At 56.8% G+C, this 17626-nt stretch carries 18 protein-coding genes and 1 other annotated feature; of the genes, 5 read left to right on the top strand and 13 right to left on the bottom strand.

Going from position 1 to position 17626, the window contains the following annotated elements; genetic code table 11:
- Positions 1 to 74: 74 nt before the first annotated feature.
- On the bottom strand, positions 75 to 1103 hold the full coding sequence (queA, locus tag MTP42_RS07055) for a tRNA preQ1(34) S-adenosylmethionine ribosyltransferase-isomerase QueA (RefSeq protein ID WP_097771258.1): 1029 nt from the start codon (positions 1101 to 1103) through the stop codon (positions 75 to 77).
- A gap of 154 nt (positions 1104 to 1257) precedes the next feature.
- Between queA and asd the strand changes: the two genes are divergently transcribed.
- From asd to MTP42_RS07030, 5 genes are all read left to right on the top strand, one after another.
- Entirely contained in the window at positions 1258 to 2340 is a 1083-nt protein-coding gene (gene asd, locus MTP42_RS07050) for an aspartate-semialdehyde dehydrogenase (protein WP_097771963.1), read from the top strand.
- A gap of 41 nt (positions 2341 to 2381) precedes the next feature.
- Positions 2382 to 3275, top strand: coding sequence for a 4-hydroxy-tetrahydrodipicolinate synthase (gene dapA / locus MTP42_RS07045; RefSeq protein ID WP_117535394.1), 894 nt, complete (start codon positions 2382 to 2384; stop codon positions 3273 to 3275).
- A gap of 78 nt (positions 3276 to 3353) precedes the next feature.
- On the top strand, positions 3354 to 4112 hold the full coding sequence (dapB, locus tag MTP42_RS07040; protein ID WP_249258272.1) for a 4-hydroxy-tetrahydrodipicolinate reductase: 759 nt from the start codon (positions 3354 to 3356) through the stop codon (positions 4110 to 4112).
- 136 nt (positions 4113 to 4248) lie between these two features.
- Positions 4249 to 5451: a CapA family protein gene (locus tag MTP42_RS07035; RefSeq protein WP_249258271.1), complete on the top strand. Its 1203-nt coding sequence runs from the start codon at positions 4249 to 4251 to the stop codon at positions 5449 to 5451.
- A 36-nt stretch (positions 5452 to 5487) separates the two neighbouring features.
- Positions 5488 to 5955 carry an ACT domain-containing protein gene (locus MTP42_RS07030; protein ID WP_097771119.1) on the top strand — a complete coding sequence of 156 codons (468 nt, stop codon included), beginning with the start codon at positions 5488 to 5490 and terminating at the stop codon, positions 5953 to 5955.
- Between the two features lie 98 nt (positions 5956 to 6053).
- On the opposite strand, the gene tyrS is transcribed toward MTP42_RS07030, so the two are convergent.
- The 12 genes from tyrS to nusB form a co-directional block, all read right to left on the bottom strand.
- Positions 6054 to 7271, bottom strand: a complete 1218-nt coding sequence (gene tyrS / locus MTP42_RS07025; protein ID WP_097771118.1) for a tyrosine--tRNA ligase — start codon at positions 7269 to 7271, stop codon at positions 6054 to 6056.
- Between the two features lie 66 nt (positions 7272 to 7337).
- Positions 7338 to 7590, bottom strand: a binding site (T-box leader).
- Between the two features lie 34 nt (positions 7591 to 7624).
- Entirely contained in the window at positions 7625 to 9301 is a 1677-nt protein-coding gene (gene recN / locus MTP42_RS07020; RefSeq protein WP_005934201.1) for a DNA repair protein RecN, read from the bottom strand.
- 18 nt (positions 9302 to 9319) lie between these two features.
- Positions 9320 to 9808 (bottom strand): arginine repressor, encoded by a 489-nt coding sequence (locus MTP42_RS07015; RefSeq protein ID WP_005934198.1) that lies wholly within the window; start codon positions 9806 to 9808, stop codon positions 9320 to 9322.
- A gap of 28 nt (positions 9809 to 9836) precedes the next feature.
- Positions 9837 to 10688 carry an NAD(+)/NADH kinase gene (locus MTP42_RS07010; protein WP_097771968.1) on the bottom strand — a complete coding sequence of 284 codons (852 nt, stop codon included), beginning with the start codon at positions 10686 to 10688 and terminating at the stop codon, positions 9837 to 9839.
- Between the two features lie 34 nt (positions 10689 to 10722).
- The gene (locus MTP42_RS07005) at positions 10723 to 11544 is read right to left on the bottom strand and encodes a TlyA family RNA methyltransferase (protein WP_005934171.1); all 822 of its coding nucleotides are present in this window, start codon (positions 11542 to 11544) and stop codon (positions 10723 to 10725) included.
- Positions 11523 to 13400 (bottom strand): 1-deoxy-D-xylulose-5-phosphate synthase, encoded by a 1878-nt coding sequence (gene dxs / locus MTP42_RS07000; RefSeq protein ID WP_005934168.1) that lies wholly within the window; start codon positions 13398 to 13400, stop codon positions 11523 to 11525. Before dxs ends, MTP42_RS07005 begins: the two co-directional genes overlap by 22 nt.
- 36 nt (positions 13401 to 13436) lie before the next feature.
- Entirely contained in the window at positions 13437 to 13907 is a 471-nt protein-coding gene (locus MTP42_RS06995; RefSeq protein WP_005934165.1) for a divergent PAP2 family protein, read from the bottom strand.
- Positions 13908 to 13935: 28 nt separating this feature from the next.
- Positions 13936 to 14817: a polyprenyl synthetase family protein gene (locus MTP42_RS06990; RefSeq protein ID WP_215695443.1), complete on the bottom strand. Its 882-nt coding sequence runs from the start codon at positions 14815 to 14817 to the stop codon at positions 13936 to 13938.
- Positions 14818 to 14829: 12 nt separating this feature from the next.
- Complete coding sequence (gene xseB, locus MTP42_RS06985; RefSeq protein ID WP_223383781.1) at positions 14830 to 15045, bottom strand: exodeoxyribonuclease VII small subunit; 216 nt, start codon at positions 15043 to 15045, stop codon at positions 14830 to 14832.
- Positions 15023 to 16246, bottom strand: a complete 1224-nt coding sequence (xseA, locus tag MTP42_RS06980; protein ID WP_215695441.1) for an exodeoxyribonuclease VII large subunit — start codon at positions 16244 to 16246, stop codon at positions 15023 to 15025. Before xseA ends, xseB begins: the two co-directional genes overlap by 23 nt.
- Positions 16234 to 17175: a glycoprotease gene (locus MTP42_RS06975; protein WP_215695439.1), complete on the bottom strand. Its 942-nt coding sequence runs from the start codon at positions 17173 to 17175 to the stop codon at positions 16234 to 16236. The genes xseA and MTP42_RS06975 overlap by 13 nt, the downstream gene beginning before the upstream one ends.
- Positions 17172 to 17615: a transcription antitermination factor NusB gene (gene nusB / locus MTP42_RS06970; protein ID WP_005933702.1), complete on the bottom strand. Its 444-nt coding sequence runs from the start codon at positions 17613 to 17615 to the stop codon at positions 17172 to 17174. The genes MTP42_RS06975 and nusB overlap by 4 nt, the downstream gene beginning before the upstream one ends.
- Positions 17616 to 17626 lie beyond the last annotated feature (11 nt).

Here is a 17626-nt window from a genome sequence, read left to right as displayed (position 1 = left end):
GAAGTGGTGGATACCGAGCTGCCGAAACGGTTCCGGCAATGTTTTGGGCTTTTGGGAAAGCGGGTGCTGAGGGATCACAGGATCAGCATCGCATCGCCGAAGGAAAAGAAGCGGTACTTTTCCTCTACGGCAACTTTATAGGCAGCCATGGTCTTTTCGTAGCCGTAGAGGGCAGAGACCAGCATGATGAGGGTGCTTTCCGGCAGGTGGAAGTTGGTGATCAGGCCATCGATGCAGTTGAACTTGACACCCGGGTAGAGAAAAATAGAGGTATTGCCGCTGCAGGCCTTGATCTCGCCATATTTTGCGGCGGCGGCTTCCAGCGTGCGGCAGCTGGTGGTGCCAACGGCGATCACGCGGTGCCCGGCGGCCTTGGTTTCCCGGATGCGCTGAGCAGTCTCCTCGCTGATGGAATACCACTCGCTGTGCATCTTGTGATCTGTGATCTCGTCCTCCTGCACGGGGCGGAAGGTTCCCAGACCCACATGCAGGGTAACCTCAGCAATTCCGACACCCTTGGAACGGATGGTATCCATCAGCTCCGGGGTGAAGTGCAGGCCTGCCGTGGGTGCAGCAGCGCTGCCCAGCTCCTTGGCATAGACCGTCTGATACTGGCTCTGATCTTCCAACTGCTTGGTGATGTAGGGCGGCAGCGGCATCTTGCCAAATTCATCCAGTTTTTCATAAAGGGTCTCGGTGTCATAATAGAATGTAACAAACTTGTTGCCATCCTCCAGCGTTTCGTCCACCACAGCGGTCAGGGTGCCGTCACCAAAACTAACCTTGGTGCCGGGCTGCATCCGCTTGCCGGGCTTTGCCAGGCACTCCCACTGATCTCCCTTGACCTGCCGCAGAAGCAGCAGCTCACACACAGCACCGGTGGGCTGTTTGACCCCCACGATGCGGGCGGGCAGCACCTTGGAGTTGTTGACCACCAGCAGGTCACCCGGCTCAAGATATTCCGGCAGATCGCGGAAGATCCGGTGCTGGATGCTGTCGTCCTTCTGGCTCAGAACCATGAGCCGGGCCGAATCTCTGGGGTCTGCAGGCTCCTGTGCAATGAGTTCTTTGGGTAAATCATACCAAAAATCTTTTTTTAACATGCTTTGCATTTGCCTTTCCGATGATTGACACGAGTGCCGTATCAATGTTATCATAAAATCTGTATAAACAGTATCTATTATATTGCAAGGTCGGCTTGTTTGCAAGCCGTGTTCGATGTAAATTTGCTTTTTATTGAAAGGAAAGGTGCTGGAAATGGAAAAACAGTATAAAGTTGGTATCGTTGGTGCAACGGGCATGGTGGGGCAGCGTTTTGTGACCCTGCTTGAGAATCATCCCTGGTTCAAGCTGACCACGCTGGCCGCGTCCGGCCGCAGCGCAGGCAAGACCTATGAGGAGGCCGTTGGCAGCCGCTGGGCAATGACCACTCCAATGCCCGAGAGCGTCAAGAAGATGGTCGTGCTGGATGCCGCCAAGGTGGAAGAGGTCGCTTCTCAGGTCGATTTCATCTTCTGCGCAGTCAATATGCCCAAGGCCGAGATCAAGGCACTGGAAGAGGCTTACGCAAAGGCCGAGTGCCCTGTGGTCTCCAACAACAGCGCAAACCGCTTTACCCCGGATGTTCCCATGGTCGTGCCTGAGATCAACGCGGACCACATTGAGATCATCCCTGCCCAGCGCAAGCGTCTGGGCACCAAGCGCGGCTTCATTGCGGTCAAGTCCAACTGCAGCCTGCAGAGCTACGTGCCTGCCCTGCATCCTCTGATGAAGGAATTTGGTGTCAACAAGGCTCTGGTCTGCACCTATCAGGCCATTTCCGGTGCAGGCAAGACCTTTGACCGGATGCCCGAGATCGTAGATAACGTCATCCCCTACATCGGCGGCGAAGAAGAGAAGAGCGAGCGCGAGCCGCTGAAGCTGTGGGGCCACATCGAGGGCGATCAGATCGTCAACGCCGAGAAGCCCACGATCACTGCGCAGTGCTTCCGTGTTCCCGTTTCTGACGGCCACACCGCCGCCGTGTTTGTAAGCTTTGACAAAAAGCCCACCCAGGAGCAGATGCTCGAGGCCTGGGCTAACTTCCGCGGCCCTGCACAGGAGCTGAACCTGCCCAGCGCACCCAAGCAGTTCCTGCACTACTTCACTGAGCCCGATCGTCCTCAGCCCAAACTGGATCGCAACACAGAGAACGGCATGGCTGTCTGCATCGGCCGCCTGCGCGAGGACACCCTGTTTGACTACAAGTTCGCCTGCATGAGCCACAACACCCTGCGCGGCGCTGCAGGCGGTGCCGTGCTGCTGGCTGAGCTGCTGGCAGCAAAGGGCTATTTTGACTGAACAACACGTTCCTGACGGAGCGTACAAAGGAGTTTTATACTATGAAGAATCCTGTCTTTACCGGCGCGGCGGTGGCGATCATCACCCCCATGTACGAAGATGGCAGCATCAACTTTGATGAGCTGGGCCGCATCATTGAAGATCAGATCGCACGGGGCACCGATGCTATTGTGATCTGCGGAACTACCGGCGAATGCTCTACCATGACCGATGAGGAGCAGCTGGCCGCCATCAAGTTTACGGTCGAGACGGTCAACCACCGGGTGCCTGTTATTGCGGGTGCTGGTTCCAATGATACCGATCACGGCTGTGCACTGGCAGCAAAATCTGCTGCCTGCGGTGCCGATGCCCTGCTGCTGGTGACCCCCTATTACAACAAGACCACGCAGGCAGGTCTGGTGGCTCACTTTACCGCTATGGCCGAGGCGGGCGGCATCCCTGTTATCCTGTATAATGTGCCTTCCCGTACCGGCCTGAACATCACCCCCGAGACAGCACTGGAGCTGAGCCGGAATCCGCTTATCAACGGCATCAAGGAGGCCTCGGGCAACATCTCTCAGGTGGCCAAGATCGCTCAGCTGTGCGGCGACGAGCTGAACATCTACTCTGGCAACGACGATCAGGTGGTTCCCCTGCTGTCTCTGGGCGGCAAGGGTGTCATCAGTGTGGTCTCCAATGTCAAGCCTGAGCTGGTGCACAACTGCTGCAAGGCATGGTTTGAGGGCGACCCCAAAACTGCCTGCAAGCTGCAGCTGGAGATCCTGCCCTTGGCGGATGCACTCTTCTGCGAAGTAAATCCCATCCCTGTCAAGTACGCCATGAATGTGCTGGGCTGGGAGGCCGGTCCCTGCCGTCTGCCGCTGGTCGAGCCCAGTGATGCCCACAAGGAGAAGATCGAGCAGGCACTGGAGGCCGAAGGTCTGATTCGGGAATAAACGAAACAACGCACAATGCCCGGTGGAAATGGTTTCTCCCGGGCATTTGCCGTTACAACAGAAAACGAGGAAACAAAAATGACGGATATTATCATTCAGGGCATTGGCGGCCGGATGGGCCACGCCCTCTGCGAGATGATTGCAAACCGGAGTGACTGCCGCGTGGTCGCCGGGATCGACCAGCAGGACGGTGAGCAGAACGGCATCCCCGTATACGACAGTCTGGATAAGCTGGACGGCAAGGGCGATGTCATCATTGATTTCAGCGCTCCTGCTGCTGTGGAAAAAGCGCTGACCTATTGCGAAGCACACAAGATGCCCATCGTGGTCTGCACCACTGGCCTTTCCGAAGAGCTGCAGCTGAAGGTGGTGCAGCTGTCCCGCATTGTGCCCGTGTTCAAGAGCGCCAACATGTCCATCGGCATCAACCTGCTGTCGGAGCTGTGCAAGCGTGCATCGGCCATTCTGGGGGCAGACTATGATGTGGAGATCGTGGAGCAGCACCACCACAACAAGCTGGATGCCCCCAGCGGCACTGCCCTGATGCTGGCCGATGCCATCAACGAAGAGAATAACGGCGCATATCATTATGTTTACGACCGTTCCTCTGTGTGCCAGAAGCGCGACCCCAAGGAGATCGGCATCAGCTCTGTGCGCGGAGGTAGCATCGTGGGCGACCACGAGGTGCTGTTCTGCGGTCCGGACGAGGTCATCACCCTCAAGCATACTGCATATTCCCGCAGTGTTTTTGCAAATGGCGCAATAAATGCTGCTGTCTATCTTGCCAAAAAAGAGCCGGGCCTGTACAATATGGGTAACATGATTGCAGAGCTGTAAGGCCTCTGCGTCTTCCACCATTTTGAGCGGCAGGAGGGCTGACGGAATGGAACAGGCAAGACACGCTGCATCCACGAAACGACATGCGCGGCACGAACTGCAGAACCGGCGAAAACGAAAACCCGTTTTTCTGAGGATGATGGGAGTACTGCTGGTGTCTGGTGCGGCATTGGCCTGCTTTGGCTTCTGGCGCTTCCAGACTCCTGGCATCGTGCTTGGCCCCTTTGAGGACGAGCCTTCGACCGCTGAAAGCGTTCCCCCGCCCGAACCGGAACCGCAGCCTGTTACAACCACACTGCGTTTTTCGGCCACCGGGGACAATCTGATCCATGCTCCCATCTACAAACAGGCAGCCCGCCGGGCAGCGGAAGGCCAGCGATATAATTTTGACTACTGCTACGAGCACCTGCTGGATTTTTATGCCGCGCAGGATGTAAACTGGATCAACCAGGAAACGCTCTGCAGCAAGGAACTGGAGCCTTCCACTTATCCCTGCTTTTCTACCCCCGGTGAATGCGCAGAGGCTCTTTACCGGGCAGGCATCCGGGTGTTCAGTCTTTCCAACAACCACACCTACGATAAAGGTGCCAAAGGTATCGCAGCAACGCTGCGGTTCTGGGACGAGATGCCGGAAGATGTGGTCACGACCGGCCTGTGGTACGGAGAGAGCGATTATGGTACTATCCCCCTGCAGACAGTAAACGGTGTGACGATCGCCTACCTCTCCTACACCGACCACACCAATGGCATCCTGCAGAGCAGTGCCATGACGGCCAATGTCATCTACACCAGCCAGCGGGATGTGATGGAACAGCAGGTGCGCAGGGCGCGTGAGCTGGCCGATTTTGTGGTGGTGGGAGTTCACTGGGGCGTGGAGGACAGTCACAAAATCACCCAGACCCAGCGGGATCTCGCCCAGCAGCTTTCCGACTGGGGTGCGGATGTTATTCTGGGCACGCACCCTCATGTGGTGCAGGATGCCGAGTGGAAAACCTCTGTGGATGGCCGCCAGACCTTTGTGGCCTATTCCCTGGGAAATTTCCTCAGCACCCAGAGCAAACCGGATCAGCTCATCGGTGCCATCCTGACACTGGAGCTGAACAAGACGACTGACCCGGATGGCAGCGTTCACTGCGCTGTCGCTTCCCCGCAATTGCATCCCACCGTGACCCACTATGATGCAGGAAAATCCAATGTCCGCACCTACCTCTTCCAGGAATATACGCCGGAGCTGGCGCAGGCGCACGGTGTCCGGGCCGCCTACCCCAGCTTTGGGATAGAGTACATTCAGAACGTATTACAGACCAACATCAACAGCGCGTTTTTGGCGCTCGCCTGAATTTGCAGCCCTTTGGGGCAGATTGGAGTGTTCATTATGTATGGTGTTTCCAAAATCAACATTGAGCCCAGCCTGATGATGATCAGTGTACAGGATGTGGAGTTCAAGGGCAACAGCCTGGCCCGCTACCTGCAGATCTTTGCCGATACCGGCGTTGTGGTGGATATGATCAGTCAGAGCGCCCCTCACGGTACCAACATCGATTTCAGCTTTACCGCATCTGCCAGCGATCTGACGCTGGTGATGAAGGCCATCTCTGCCGCCAATCTTGACAAGGATGCCAAGGCCTCCCCGCTGATCAGCGTTGGTTACTCCAAGCTGAACCTCTTTGGTGAGGACATGGTCACCAGCTGCGGTGTAGCTGCCCGGGCCCTGAACGCACTGGCCATGGCTGACATCGAGGTTCTGCTCATCACCACCAGCGATCTGGATATTTCTCTGCTGGTGCGCAGTGAGAACGAGGACTCAGCTTACGATGTGCTGAAGAAAGCCTTTGAGCTGTAAGCTGCCCTTCTCTGTGAATATCACATAAACGTAAAAAGCCCGGCGGCATCCCAAAATCGGATGTCGCCGGGCTTTTATCATACGCTGGTTCTAAAAGATTACAGGGTCACTTTGTGGTAGATTTTCTTGCCCTTCTTGATGACGATACCGTTCTTCAGCTGATCAGCGGTAAAGCTGACAGTGGGAGCAGCTACCTTTTCACCATCCACCAGGACACCGCCCTGCACAACCAGGCGGCGGGCCTCGCCGTTGGAAGCGGCCAGACCGGCCTTGACCATGAGGGTCAGAATGCCGATGGAGCCATCGGTCAGATCCGCTTCGGTCAACTGAGTGGAGGGCATGTGCTCAGTGTCAGCAGCACCGCTGAACAGGGCACGGGCAGCGTTCTGGGCCTTCTCAGCCTCTTCCTCGCCGTGCACCATCTTGGTCAACTCGTAGGCCAGGATCTCCTTGGCCTCGTTCAGACGCTGATCCTTCCAGGTGCTCATCTCATCGATCTGCTCCAGCGGAAGGAAGGTCAGCATCCGGATGCACTTCATCACATCAGCATCGCCGACATTGCGCCAGTACTGGTAGAACTCAAAAGGACTGGTCTTGTTGGGGTCGAGCCAGACCGCATTACCTGCAGTCTTGCCCATCTTCTTGCCCTGAGAATCGGTCAGCAGAGTGATGGTCATCGCATAGGCATCCTTGCCCAGCTTGCGGCGGATCAGCTCAGTGCCGCCCAGCATGTTGCTCCACTGGTCATCGCCGCCGAACTGCATGTTGCAGCCGTAGTGCTGGAACATGTAGTAGAAGTCGTAGCTCTGCATGATCATGTAGTTGAACTCGAGGAAGGACAAGCCCTTCTCCATGCGCTGCTCATAGCACTTGGCGCGGAGCATGTTGTTGACGGAGAAGCAGGCACCCACATCACGCAGCAGCTCAACATAATTCAGGTTCAGCAGCCAGTCGGCATTGTTCAGCATCAGAGCCTTGCCCTCAGAAAAATCGATGAACTTCTCCATCTGCTTCTTGAAGCAGGCTGCATTGTGAGCAATATCCTCCTTGGTCAGCATTTTGCGCATATCGGTACGGCCAGAGGGGTCACCGATCATGGTGGTACCGCCGCCGATCAGGGCGATTGGCTTATTGCCAGCCATCTGCAAGCGCTTCATCAGGGTCAGGGCCATAAAATGGCCTGCAGTCAGGCTGTCCGCAGTGCAGTCAAAGCCAATATAGAAAGTGGCCTTGCCGTTGTTGATGAGGTCAATGATCTCATTGTCGGTGATCTGTGCCACCAGACCGCGAGCCTGCAGTTCTTCGTAAAGGGTCATGGGATTATCCTCCTGTTTTATCGGGCAGAGGACAAAAGAAAACGCCCCCTGCCAAAAATGAATTTGGCAGAGGGCGAAAAAATCGCGGTACCACCTCTGTTTGCCGCCCCCTCACAGAAACGGCCTCACGAGTGCGCCCCACAGAGATGGGATACACTCCTGCGTTTGTAACGCTCGCACGCGGCACAGCCTACTAGCCAAAGCATTCAGCCTGCAACTCCGGGAGGTATTTCCCCTGCTGTTCTGCACACCCCTTGCACCAACCGGGGTCTCTCTGGGCAGACACTGACAAGGTACTTGTTCCCTTCAACGTCTTTCAACAAAAATCAGTTTAGCACAAATCAGCAGGGTTGTCAATCACCGGTTTCATGCTCGGCCAGCCCCAGCATCTCTCGAGCATTGGCACGGGAAAGCTCCGTGACATGGTCACCAGAAATGATATGCGCCAGTGCGTCCACTCTGCCCTCGGTATCCAGCGGGTGGATCTCGGTATAGGTGCGTTCATTCGTGATATTCTTCTGGATGAGCAGATGGCAGTCGGCCAGTGCAGCGATCTGCGCTGTGTGGGTGATGCAGAGGATCTGGTGATCCTTTGCACTCTGTTTGAGCACCTCACCGATGCGGCTGGCTGCCTTGCCGGACACACCGCTGTCGATCTCATCGTAGATGACCGTAGGCACTGCGTCCTTATCGGCCATGGCATTTTTGATTGCCAGCGTGATACGGCTCAGCTCACCACCGGAAGCGATTTTTGCCAGCGGCTTGGGATCCTCACCGGGGTTTGTGGAAATATAAAACTCCACGCTGTCCTGGCCATGGCTGGCCAACGGGCCGCGGGTATGGCGCAGGGTCATGCGGACACCGGGCATGTTCAAAAAATCCAGTGTGCCGGAGATGCGCCTGTTCAATTCCTCAAAGGCCTTCAGGCGGGTCTGGGTCAGTACCTCGGCCTTATCCCGAGCCAGTACATAGAGCCGATGCTTTTCAGCCTGCAGGTGCTCTGTCCGCTCCTGAGAGAATTGGATGCGGTCTAGCTCTTCCCTTGCCTGCTGTCCAAAGGCGATGATATCTTCCACAGTATCACCGTATTTTCGCTTGAGCTTGTAGATCAGATCCATCCGCTGTTCGATCTCATCCAGCTCTGCATCATTCGTCTCGTAGCCCTCCAGCCGCCCGATCAGGTCAGCAGAAAGGTCTTTTGCGGTGTAATAAAGATCCAGCAGCTGTCCGGCGGCAGCAGAAAGGCCGCTGTCCAGTTGGGCGGCTCCATCGATCGCATTGGAGGCTTCCCCCAGCAGATCAACGGCACCCGGGGCATCATCTCCGCCCGAAAGCAGCGCATAGCTCTGGGAGATGCGCTCCCGGATGGTGGAGGCATTTGCCAGCACCTTACGGCGGGCCATCAGCGTCTCCTCTTCGCCTGCGGTCAGGCTGGCATCCTCGATCTCCTGTACCTGATAACTCAGCAGATCGATCTTTCGCTGTTTTTCACCCTCATCGGTGATGATGGCATCCAGCTCCTTTTTGACCTTGATAAGCTCCCGGTAAACAGCATAATACTCCTGATACACCGCCCCGTTCTGGGCGTAGGCATCCAGGATACCCTCATGGCGGGCCGGGTTCAACAGGCCTACGGAATCGTGCTGGCCGTTGATGTTGATGAGCCCACCGCACAGTTCCCGCAGAATGGCTGCTGTGGCAGGCATTCCGTTGATGCGGCAGGTGCTCTTGCCCTCGGCAGTGATCTCACGGCTCAGGGTCAGCGCTTCTGAGCGCTCATATCCTGCCTTTTCCAGGCTGTCCAGCACTGCAGGCGGAACATCATCAAATGCCGCCCGGATGACTGCTTTTGCAGCCCCCGTGCGCACCAGATCCTTGGAGGTGCGGTTGCCCAGAATGGCATTGATGGAGTCGATCAGGATAGATTTGCCCGCACCGGTCTCGCCGGTAAGGACATTCAGGCCCTTCTCAAAATGCACGTTGGCCTTCTGGATGACTGCAACATTTTCAATTTGCAGACTGCTCAACATGTTCGTTCTCTCCTGCCTTTATTTCTGCCCGATGTAATGCCCAAGCTCGGTGCAAATGGTCTTTGCGTCCCGCTCTGAGCGGGCCACGATCAGAAAGGTATCGTCACCAGAAAGGGTGCCGACCACATTTTTCCACTTGAGTGCGTCAAACACCTCGCAGGCCGCATTGGCCATGCCAGAGTAGCACTTTACCAGCACCACATGGCCCGCAAAGTCCACCCCTAGGACAGATTCATGGAAGATGGTCTCAAACCGGGCCTGCATCTTGGGGTTAAGTGCCTCGCTGTGGCTGGAAACATAGCGGTAGCCGGTGGTGGTGGCAGCTTTGACAAGGTTCATCTCCCGGATATCGCGAGAAATGGTCGCCTGTGTGGCATCAAAACCTTCCTTGCTCAGGTACTCCAACAGAGTCTCCTGTCGGCTGATGGGATTCTCCTGGATCAGACGCAGGATGGTCTGCTGCCGCTGCTGCTTGCTTTTGTTATCCCCTCGGCTGGTGCGTCCCATGTGATCTTCTCCCTTCGTTGTGTTTGTGTCATCGTCTGCCGCGCAGTTTCTGGTCAATGGCCTGGAACTGGTCGGCCTTGCTGAAGGTGATGAGCTGCACGACCTGATCAGACAGCCGCACCTCCGCGGTGGCTCCGGCTTTTACGGAATAGCCCGCATTCCCATCACAACTGATAAAAACTTCTTCATCTGCCACCTGGCCCACACAGAGGTTGATCTTGCGCTCCTGCGCAAAAACCATGGCCGGGCTGGCAAGGCTGTGGGGGCAGATGGGTGTGACAACGATGCCCTTGGTCTGAGAATCAAGGATCGGCCCGCCTGCCGCCAGAGAATAAGCGGTGGAGCCGGTGGGCGTTGCCACAATGACACCATCGCCCCGGTAATGCTCCACCAGGATATCATCACAATAGATGCTGAAATCCACTGCCTGCTGCAGGCGGCCCTTGGTCATAACCACATCATTCAGGGCATGGCCCTCCCAGCTGTCATCCCCCAGCACACGGACATAAAGCAGCATCCGGTTATCCAGAAAATATTCACCCCGGGCTACGGCGGAGAGCTTGGCTTCCATTTCATCGACCTCACAGGTAGCCAGAAAGCCGCACCGGCCCAGATTGATGCCGAGAATGGGCTTTCTGTATTCCAGTGAGAGGTTGGCTTCATGCAGGATGGTGCCATCTCCTCCGATGGTCAGGATGACATCCGTCCGTTCCAGGCATTCCTTCTGGGTCAGATACTCCACGCCCATGGTCATGCACTCGGCCTGCAGGCCGTCCTGCATCAGCACCTGTGCCCCATGGGTCAGCAGGATCTGCGCCGCACGCTGGGAAATGCCGTAGGCCATAGCCTTGCCGGGGTTTGGGGAAATGTAGACGGTCATCGTCCGCGCCCTCCCTGATTTTATGGATTATGGTTCAGCGGTCCAGCGTAGAATGGCTGGATACCACCACCTGTTCAGCAACCGAATCATCCAGCGCACCGGGTTCATCGCTCTTCTGAACGAACATCAGATATTCAATGTTTCCCTCAGGGCCCTTGACGGGGCTGAAATCCAGTCCGCAGACCTTGAAGCCGTTGGCAGCAGCATAGCCCATGGCATTGTGCAGCACCTCACGGTGGGTGGCAGGGTCACGGACAACGCCGTTTTTGCCCACCTTTTCGCGGCCAGCCTCAAACTGAGGCTTGACCAGGCAGACACCCATAGCGTCCGGAGTGGTGATGGCCTGCGCCACCGGGAAAATATGATGCAGCGAGATAAAAGAGACATCTACACTGAAAAACTCGATTGGCTCTGCCAGCTGGTCAAGGGTCACGTTGCGGATGTTTGTGCGCTCCATATTGACCACTCGCTCATCGGTGCGCAAACTCCATGCCAGCTGACCGTAGCCCACATCCACTGCGTAGACCTTGACTGCCCCATTTTGCAGCATACAGTCGGTAAAGCCGCCGGTGGATGCGCCAATGTCCATGCAGACTTTCCCCTTGGGGGTCAGCGGAAAACACTGCATCGCCTTTTCCAGCTTCAGGCCGCCGCGGCTGACATAACCGATATCATGGCCGCGCACCTCCACCTTGGCATCCTCTTTGATCATCTCACCGGCTTTGTCTACCTTCTGTTCATTGACAAAGACCACGCCGGACATGATCATCGCCTTGGCGCGCTCACGGCTCTGGATCAGACCATGCTGAACCAGATATTGATCCAAACGAATCTTCAAGATTCTGCTCCTTTCCATGTACGGATGGCCTGTGCCAGATGTTCAGCATCCAGGCCGGTGCTCTGCTTGATCTGCGGAACCGTCGCATGGGGCAGACGCACATCCTCCACACCACGGTGGATATAAGCACCCTGCCAGCCTGCTTTCTGCAGAGCCATTTCCAGATGCTCACCGATGCCGCCGCAGGCTACGCATTCCTCCGCAAACAAAACAACGTCATATCTTGAAATTTCAGAAATAAGCTCAGGTGTAAAGGGATATATCTTTACAAGCTTATAAACATCACAGGGAACGTTCTCTTTGCCCAGAAGCTTCGCCGCAGTCAGCACATCCTCGACTTCGTCGGCGTAACTGACCATTACAGCCTTGGCATCAGGGGCGGTATAGAGCCGGTCATATTCCCTGCCGGAACAGCCAAACTGCGCCAGTGCTACGCTCTCACCACCGCGGGGATACCGGATTGCCCGGGGGCCCTGCATCTCATCACTGAGCAGGATGGGCAGCCAGTGCCGCAGTTCGGCATAGTTGGAGGGCGAATAGACAGGGATCCCCACCTGACTGAGGAAGGCCGGGTCGAAGATTCCCTGATGGGTCTCGCCGTCTGCCGGAACAAAACCGGCACGGTCGATGGCAAGGACAACATTCTCCTTCAGCAGGTTCACATCATGGATGATCTGGTCATAGGAACGCTGCAGGAAGGTGGAGTAGATGCAGACTACCGGCAGCATTCCCTGGCTGGCAAGGCCCGCTGCAAAGGTCACAGCATGCTGCTCTGCCATGCCCACATCAAAGAAGCGCTTGGGGTGGGTGTGTGCAAAGAACTGCAGGCCCGTACCATACTTCATTGCGGCCGTGATGGCACAGATCTTCTGGTTTTCCGCGCCCTCCTTGTTCAGGACATTGCCGAACACCGTCGAGAAAGACTCCTTGGGAGCCACCTCAGGGTCTGGGATGCTGTTGACCAGATCAAAGGTCGAAACACCGTGGAAGTTACCGGGGTTGCTCTCAGCCGGGGCATAGCCCTTGCCTTTCTTGGTCACGACATGTAGGAAATGGGGGCCGGGCTGCCTGTGGATATCGCGCAGGATCCCTTCAAGCTCCGGCTCATTGTTACCATCAAAAGGACCATAATAGTGGAAGCCCATATCCTCAAACATGGTTGAGTGATACATTGCCCTGCGCACCATAGCCTTGCTGTTCTGGATCGCAGATTTCAGCGGCGGTCCAATGACAGGCACGCCATCCAGAAAGGAACGCACATTTTCCTTGGCATCGTAATAGCGGCTGGTGGTGCGCAGATGGCTCAGGTAGCGGGACAACGCGCCCACATTCTTGGAAATGGACATCTTGTTGTCGTTCAGGATGACCAGCAGATTGTCCAGCCCGCCGATATTGTTCATGCCCTCGTAGACCATACCGCCGGTAAAGGCACCGTCACCAATGAGGGCAACCACCTGTCCCGGCTCGCCCCGCAGCTTTTTGGCCCAGGCAATGCCTACGGCCAGCGAGAGCGCGGTGTTGCCGTGACCGGCAATAAAAGCATCATGCTCACTTTCGTTGGGGTTCGGGAAACCGGAAATGCCATCCAGTTGCCGCAGCTTGGCAAAGCCCTCGCGGCGGCCGGTCAGCAGCTTGTGGGTATAGCACTGATGGCCTACATCAAACACGATCTCATCCGTGGGGGTAGTCAGCACCCGGTGCAGAGCCACCGTCAACTCCACAGCACCCAGATTGGATGCCAGATGGCCGCCGGTCTTTGATACGTTATCCAGAAGAAATTCACGGATTTCTGCGCAAAGCTGCACGGTCTGCTGACTGGACAGCTTTTTCAGATCGCTGGGCTGAGAGATTTTCTCCAGCAAAGGCGAATTCATAAATTCACGTCCTTCTCACGTTTTGAAATGGGGCGCTCAGAGGCCCATAGGATAGAGGAAGCCGACCAGTATACCCAGTGCAAAACCGGCCATAACCTGCAGCGGAGTGTGACCAACCATCTCTTTCAGGTGCATATTCTGCAGGAAGGGATTGTTTTTCTCGGTCACTTCGATCCACTGCTCCAGCATCTTGTTCAGCACCTTGGCCTGCTCGCCGGTCTCGCGGCGCACACCCATAGCATCGTGCATGGTGATGATGGCAACAACTGCGGCCACTGCAAAGATAGCCGAATGGATGCCCTCGCTGCGTGCCGTAGCAATGACCATAGCCGTTACCGTGGCGCTGTGGGCACTGGGCATACCGCCATCGCCCCACATCCGCTCCAGCTGGAACCTGCCCAGCAGGACAAAGTTGATGATGGTCTTGAGCACCTGCGCCACAAACCAGGACAACAGGGATACTGTAAGGATCTCATTGAACGTCAGGACGCTATGGATAAATTGCATGGTAGTTCCACCTTCTTATTTTTTCGGATCAGCTGCGGCGCACCAGCAGCTCTTTTGCCAGCTGCTCCAGGAAAGCGGCCTTTTCGCCAAATTCCGCGTGCAGGGAGGCGCAGGTCTCGTTGTTCAGTTTTTTTGCCAGCTCCATGGCACCCTCGGCCCCATACAAGGTCACAAAGGTGGTCTTACCGTTCTCACTGTCGCTGCCAATGGGTTTGCCCAGCTGTTCAGCGGTGCTGGTCACATCCAGCACATCGTCCACGATCTGGAACACCAGACCAATGCCGAAGGCATAGTCCTCCAGCTCCTTGCACTGGGTCTCATTGGCCTGAGCAGCGGCAGCACCCATCTGAACAGCAGCATTGATAAGCGCACCGGTCTTGTTCCGGTGGATCAGCCGCAGCTGCTCCTCGGTGGCAGCCAGTGCCTCATATTTCAGGTCAAGCTCCTGCCCGTAAACCATGCCATGGCTGCCCGCACCAGCGCCCAAGGCCCTTGCGGCCCGCACACTGACAATGGGCGAAGCCGGTGCACTTGCGACCACGTTGAACGCCTCGGTCAACAGTACATCGCCGGCCAGCATAGCAGTGGATTCACCAAAGGCCTTGTGGCAGCTGGGCTTGCCCCGGCGCAGGTCATCGTTGTCCATGCAGGGCAGGTCATCATGGATCAAAGAATAGCAGTGCAGCATCTCGACCGCCGCCGCAAACTGCTCGGCTGCTTCAGCGCTGCCGTTGAGCATATCGCACACGGCCAGAACCAGCACTGCGCGGATGCGTTTGCCGCCGCCCAGCAGGCTGTAACGTGCAGCCCGGCAGACCTCAGATTCCTCGGGCAAAAAAGTCTCGCAGGCCTTTTCCAGTGCCTGATTTGCCCGGGCAAGATACTCTTGATACTGCTTCGCGTAATCCATGAAACTTCCTCCTTAATGTGCGGCATCCGGCCGGGGGGCCCGTTGCGCGTCGATCTCATCCAGCTGCAGCGTGGCCTTTTCCAGCGTACCGTTACAATAATCCATCAGGGATGCGGCTTCGGCATAGAGTTTGACCGATTCCGCCAGCGTTGTTTCCGGCTGCTGCATCTGTTCAAGGATGGCTTCCAGCCGGGTCATTCCATCCTCAAAGCTTTTGGGTGCTCTCATCCAGTTCCTCCACTGTATTGACCGTGCAGGTCACGCGGTGTTCCGTGCCCCGGAGTTTACAGGTCTGCCCGGGCCGGAGCGCATCCGGCGTGCAGATCCTTCCCCTATTGTCCTGCACCATGGCATAGCCGCGGGCCAGCACACCGTAGGGGTTCAGGGATGCGGCAAGTGCTGCCGTATGCTTCAGACGCAGCTCTCCGGCCTGCAGCTTACCTCTGGCGGCAGTTTGCAGCCGCCCGGCCAGAGTATCCAGGCGGGCAGCACGCTCCTCCAGCGCTGCCTGTACACCAGCACGGGAAAGCAGCTGTTCGGTCTGTTCCAGCCTATTATAACATAAACTCAGCTTAAATTGGATACAATTGTGAATATTTTCTTCCAAAGTGCATAATTTCCGTCCTTGTTCGGCACGGTCGGGCACAGCAAGCTCTGCCGCTGCTGAGGGCGTGGGCGCGCGCTGATCTGCCACAAAATCCAGGATCGTAAAATCGATCTCGTGGCCAATGGCGCTGATGAGGGGCGTTTTGCAGCGGTAGGCCGCCCGGGCAATGACCTCGGCGTTGAATACCCACAGGTCCTCCCGGCTTCCGCCGCCGCGCGCTACAATGATCTCGTCCACCCGCCCGCTTTTGTCCAGCCGGCTAATGGCATCGGCGATCTCCTCTGCCGCTTCAAAGCCCTGCACATTCACAGGAGCCAGCAGCAGACGCACTGCGGGCCAGCGCCGACCGATGACATTGCGAATATCCTGCAGTGCAGCACCAGTCTTGCTGGTAACAAGGCCGATACACTGCGGGAACCGGGGCAGCGGCTTTTTATGCTCCGGTGCAAACAGTCCTTCTTTGTCCAGTTTTGCCTTCAGCTGTTCAAAGGCCAGCTGTGTCGAACCGATGCCGTCCGGAAACATATCGTTGACATAGACCTGAAACGCACCGTCCCGCTCGTAGAGGGTCACACGGCAGCGCACCACCACCTTCATACCCTCTTCGGGCTGGAAACCCAGCCGCCGCGCATCGGAGCGGAACATCACAGCCCGGACGCTGGCGGCTTCGTCCCGCAGGGAAAAGTAGCAGTGCCCGCTCCGGGCGTTCTGCACAAAGTTGGCGATCTCGCCCCGCAGGGCCAGATCGAACAGAACATCATTCACGTCCAGCAGATTTTTGACGTACCGGTTCAGGGCCGAGACTGAGATCACTTCAGCCATAATCCAGCCCCCTGTGCGGCAAGAATGGACACACCGATGGCGTTGTCGCTGGAATACTGCCCGGGCACGAAATACACCTGCGGCAGGCGCTGCTGCACCCAGGCGCGGATGATATCACTGCTCATCACACCGCCCGCACAAACCACCGGCAGGCCGGGGTATTCCTTCTGGGCGGCTTTTGTCATCTTGACCACAGTGTCTGCCACACAGAGCAGGCAGTATTTGCAGACATACTCCGGGGTTTTGCCCTCATTCAGCAGGGCGTTGCACTGATTTTCCAGCCCCGAAAGACTGCACTGCATCCCCTTCACGCTGGATCTGGGCTTAATGGGTTCCTCACACAAGGCAGCCAGACGGGAAACTTCCACACCTGCCGGGAAGCCAAACCCCAGCTTGACTCCCACACGATCCACTGCCTGCCCGGCGTATAGGTCGGTGCTGGTGCCCAGTGTGATGATCTCCTTTACCTCATTGCAGAGCAGAAGATCCGTTGTACCGCCTGAGATGTGGAAGAGTAGCACTTTCTGGCGGAAGAGTTCTTCCCCTTTTGCTGCAAACAGCGCTGCCGCCGCGTGTCCCTGCTGATGGGTGGTGTGGATGAGCGGGATGCCCCGGGCCTGCGCAAAGGCTGTGGCCGCGCTGACACCCGCCAGGAAGCAGGGCATGTAGCTTCCCTCCACGGGGCGCGGCTTCTGGGAAACGCCCACTGCCGAGATTTGGGTCAGATCAAACTCCCGGCCAAGCTCCTCCAGCATCTCGGGCAGAGCCGCGGTATGGTGGAAGAGCGCATCACTCTGCCGCAGGCCCAGTTGGCCCTCCTTGACCGGTAGAAAACGTTTCTTTGCGCAAACAACCTCTCCGGCTGTGTGAAAAACCGCCAGAGAGGTTGCATAGTTGCTTGTGTCGATGCCCAGCGTATAGTGGCTCACTGTTCTTCCGACTCCACCGGCTCCGTATCCAGACCCTGCTCACGGGCAACAGCACCCAGCAGACCATTCACGAACTGATAGTCCTCATCTGCGCCGTATTTCTTGGTCAGCTCCACAGCCTCATTGATGACAACACCGGGCTTACGCTCGTCGCCATACAGCATCTCAGCCAGAGCCAGACGCAGGACAGTCAGACTGACACGGGGCAGGCGCTCCATGGTCCAGTTGCGCAGATGGTCACGGATGAGGTCGTCTACCTCTGCAGAGTGGCTGTAATAGGCACTCAGCAGGCGCTGGCCGAACACATCCACAGGACGCTCTTCCCCACACTCGTTGTTCGTATCCAGTGCTTCCTGCAGGGGCACATCACCAAAGGTCTGGGAAAAAGCCAGCAGGAACGCATTCTCACGGGCTTCACGACGGGGCAAAATATTTTCCATAATCTTCCTCT

Origin of the sequence: Faecalibacterium sp. I2-3-92 (assembly GCF_023347315.1) — a bacterium.
Classification (GTDB): domain Bacteria; phylum Bacillota; class Clostridia; order Oscillospirales; family Ruminococcaceae; genus Faecalibacterium; species Faecalibacterium duncaniae.
The sequence above is the reverse complement of the archived record's forward strand: the minus strand, read 5'-3'. Positions and strand labels throughout refer to the sequence as shown.